1 protein-coding gene and 1 pseudogene are annotated in these 3,370 nt (G+C 60.6%); both read left to right on the top strand.

What is annotated here, in order from left to right; translation table 11 throughout:
• Nucleotides 1-2,477: TonB-dependent receptor (locus QZY06_RS04135; RefSeq protein WP_295680566.1), on the top strand; the 2,477-nt coding region annotated here is incomplete at its 5' end.
• A gap of 59 nt (nucleotides 2,478-2,536) precedes the next feature.
• Nucleotides 2,537-3,370 (top strand): annotated as a pseudogene (locus QZY06_RS04130) (hypothetical protein); the annotation flags it as partial.

The following is a 3,370-nucleotide window of genomic DNA, read 5'->3' as shown; positions in this document are numbered from 1 at the left end:
TGGCGACGGCTGCGGCCGCACAGGACACCGATCTGGATGAACTGCTGGGGCCGACCGAGTCCGTGCCTGCTTCGCAATCCGCACCCGCCGAGGCTCCAGCTGCTGCGGCGAACGCGGCTCCTCCAGCAGCAACTGCCGAGCCAGCCGTCACCGCCGAAGCGCCGATTGCCGCGGCGGCTGATGCCGCGCCGACTGAGACCGCGACGACCAAGCCAAAGCGCAAGAGTGCTTTGCTTGAGGAGATTGTGGTCACTGCGCAGAAGCGCGAAGAGAATCTGTCCGAAGTGCCAATCTCGATTCAGGCTTTCAGCCCGGACGCGCTTGCCGCACGCGGTATCGACAACCAGATCGGCCTCTCGCGCGCTGTGCCCAGCTTGAATGTCGGCAGTCAGGCTGGCTACGCAACGATCTTCCTGCGCGGTATCGGTACTGAAGCATTCCTGACCGCCGATCCTTCGATCGCCAGCTATGTCGATGGCGTCTACTTCCCGTTCTCGCCGACCTTCGTATCGGACTTCTCTGGCGTCGAGAGAGTCGAAGTGCTGAAGGGGCCACAGGGCACCCTGTTCGGGCGAAATGCGGTTGGCGGGGCGATCAGCGTCACTAGCATCGCGCCGTCGTTTGAAGATCGCCGGACCGACATCGACCTCACCGTCGGCAACTTCGGTTTGGTCAAGCCGCGCGTCTACGCGAACTTCCCAATCACCGACACGCTGGCGGCGAACTTCAGCAGCTATTACGCGGTATCGGATTCATATCTCGACTCCGACAGCCGAACCGATGGCAAGCCGCTGCGCAAGCAGTACGACGAAGGTGTCCGCGTGCGTACACGCTGGCAGCCGTTCGAGCAGTTCGAGTTCCTGACCGGCTTCACCCGCACACGCAACCAGAATAATGGCGCGATCGGCCAGAACATCAACCCAAGCCCACTCGGCCGTCTGCTCGGTATTCAACCTCCGGAAGACCCGGACAACATCCAGGTCAATACCCGTCTCTATGGGCGCTCCGAAACCAGCCTGATCAGCACCCAAGCGAATTTCTACGCGCCCTGGCTGGACATCAAGGTACTGGCCAGCAAGCAGAAGGACAGCCTGCTCTACAACTACGATTTCGACGGTTCAACCAAGCCGCTCGTGTCGTTCGACGTACCGGGTCATCCCGCCAATATCAAGCAGGCCGAACTGCAGCTGATCTCGAACGAGTCGCAGCCTTACGCGAAATGGCTTGATGTCACCGGCGGCGTGTTTCTGTTCCACAACATTCAAGGTTTTAATCCGGTACAGCTGGAAGTTGGGGACATCGTCACGCCACCGGAAGTGCAAGATCTGGTCGACGCGCTGCTGCCCGACGGCTTGCCCGGTGCCACCGTCGCCGGGCAGCTGCTGGCACCGGGACGTGCTTACCGAGTGCAGGCAGAAGCCCAGATCAAGACCATCTCGGCTGGCTACTACCTGCAGACCACGATGCGCTTCACCGATTGGGTGGCGCTGACGCTCGGAGCTCGCTATCAGCGTGAAGATCGCGGACTGCACAAGTCGACAGTCAATGTGCTCGTTGGCACCACCGACATCGGCAATCAGATCCTCAACGGTCCGCCGGTCAGCTTCCAGAACGCACGCGACGGTGCCGGCAACATCATTCCGGGCCGTTCAGTGACCACCGGTTTCGAGCCGAAGGTAACGTTGGATTTCCATCCGTTCCTCGACGAAACGCTGCTGTTCGCGTCTTATCAGACGGCGAAGAAGGCGCACGCCTACAACGCCTTCGCAGTGTATCTGCCGCCGCAGTACATCAAGCCGGAAGACACGACGGCCTATGAAGTCGGCTTGCGCACGCCACTGTTCGACGGCTTGGTGCAGTTCAACCTCGCGGCGTTCTACTACCGGATCAAGAATCAGCAGACCCAGTACGTGTCGCTGCTCAGTGGCGGTGCTCTGGCGTTCGAAAATGCCCCGCGCTCCGAATCGAAGGGCATCGACTTCGATCTGGTCACAAGCATCCTGCCAGACGTGATCGACGGGCTTGGCCTGTCGCTGAACGGTGCCTTCATCGACGCAAAGTTCCTGCGCTATCCGAACGCGGCCGGTTACGACCCGCGTACCGGCTTGTTCAGAGCCAACAACGATTTCACCGGCAACCGGCAGACCCGTACGCCGAAGTTCTCGGGGACCGTGGCGGTGACCAAGCTGTGGCAGCTCGGTGATCGAAATGAGGTGGAGGCGGGTGCGGACTACTACTACAACAGCGGCTTCTACTACTCAGCTTCCAACGATCCGAATTACGAGCAGACCAAGTACGGCCAGCTCGGTGCATTCACCCGCTACAAGTACGTGCCGTGGAATGTCGATGTTCGCCTCTACGGCAAGAATCTGCTCGACAAGTTCTACACCCAGGGCGTGATCTCGACAGATTTCGGCGGCGTGTTTTCGATTGCGGCACCACGTGAGTTCGGCGCCGTCGTGTCATGGAAATTCTGACCATGACCGACAGCCTCCCAACTCGCGACGACACCCGGCCTCCATCGGATTCCACGCACATGAAATCATTCATCAAAGCCTTGAGCGGCTTCTCCTTGCTCTGTGTCGCACTGTCTCCGGCACTCGCCGAGGACGCGCCGGATGACCGGCCGTTCATGACCGGCGTTTATATCTCGCCGATGGCAACCGGCGTCTTCCAGACCAAGAAGGACAAACTCCCGGAAACTGGATTCGGCGGCACGTTCGCCCTGGGTTACCGGAAGCACTGGTATGCGATGGAACTGACACCCACCTACGTCAAGCACGACGGCATCGACGTGCTCGGCGGCGGCGTCAATGCGCTGCTGTTCCCGCTGAAATCGCTGCCCAATACATATCTGCAGTTCGGCATCGCCGCGCTGCAGTACAAGAGCGTGCCGACCAACGACGGCGTCAAGGAATACAACACCCTCAATATGCAGGGTGGCGTCGGCCAGCTATGGCCGCTCAAGATCGGTAACTACGATTTCGCGATCCGAACCGACGTGCTGTACCGCTACGGTAATCGTGAGCGGGAATACACCGATCAGGACACGGATCTCAACGTACCGCGCCGTTACAAGAGCATCGTCGCCAATCTTGGTTTCTATCTGCCGTTGTTCGCCAGTCGTCCGGTAGCACCTTCGCCACCGCCTGAAGAGCCCGCCGTTGTCCCTGTTGCTGCGCCGGTGGATACGGACGGCGACGGCGTGGTTGACGGTGTGGACCAGTGTCCTGATTCGCCGCCGGGCAGCGTGGTGGACGAAACGGGTTGCCCGCCGCCGCCACCGGCGCCGGTCTGCAAGACGCCGGGTCCTGGCGAGAAGATCTCGCTGGCGGGTTGCGGAACGGGTGACAACATCGTGCTGAAGGGT

It is taken from the genome of uncultured Nevskia sp. (assembly GCF_903885465.1).
Classification (GTDB): Bacteria; Pseudomonadota; Gammaproteobacteria; order Nevskiales; family Nevskiaceae; genus Nevskia.
This window is presented reverse-complemented; position numbering and strand designations above follow the sequence as displayed.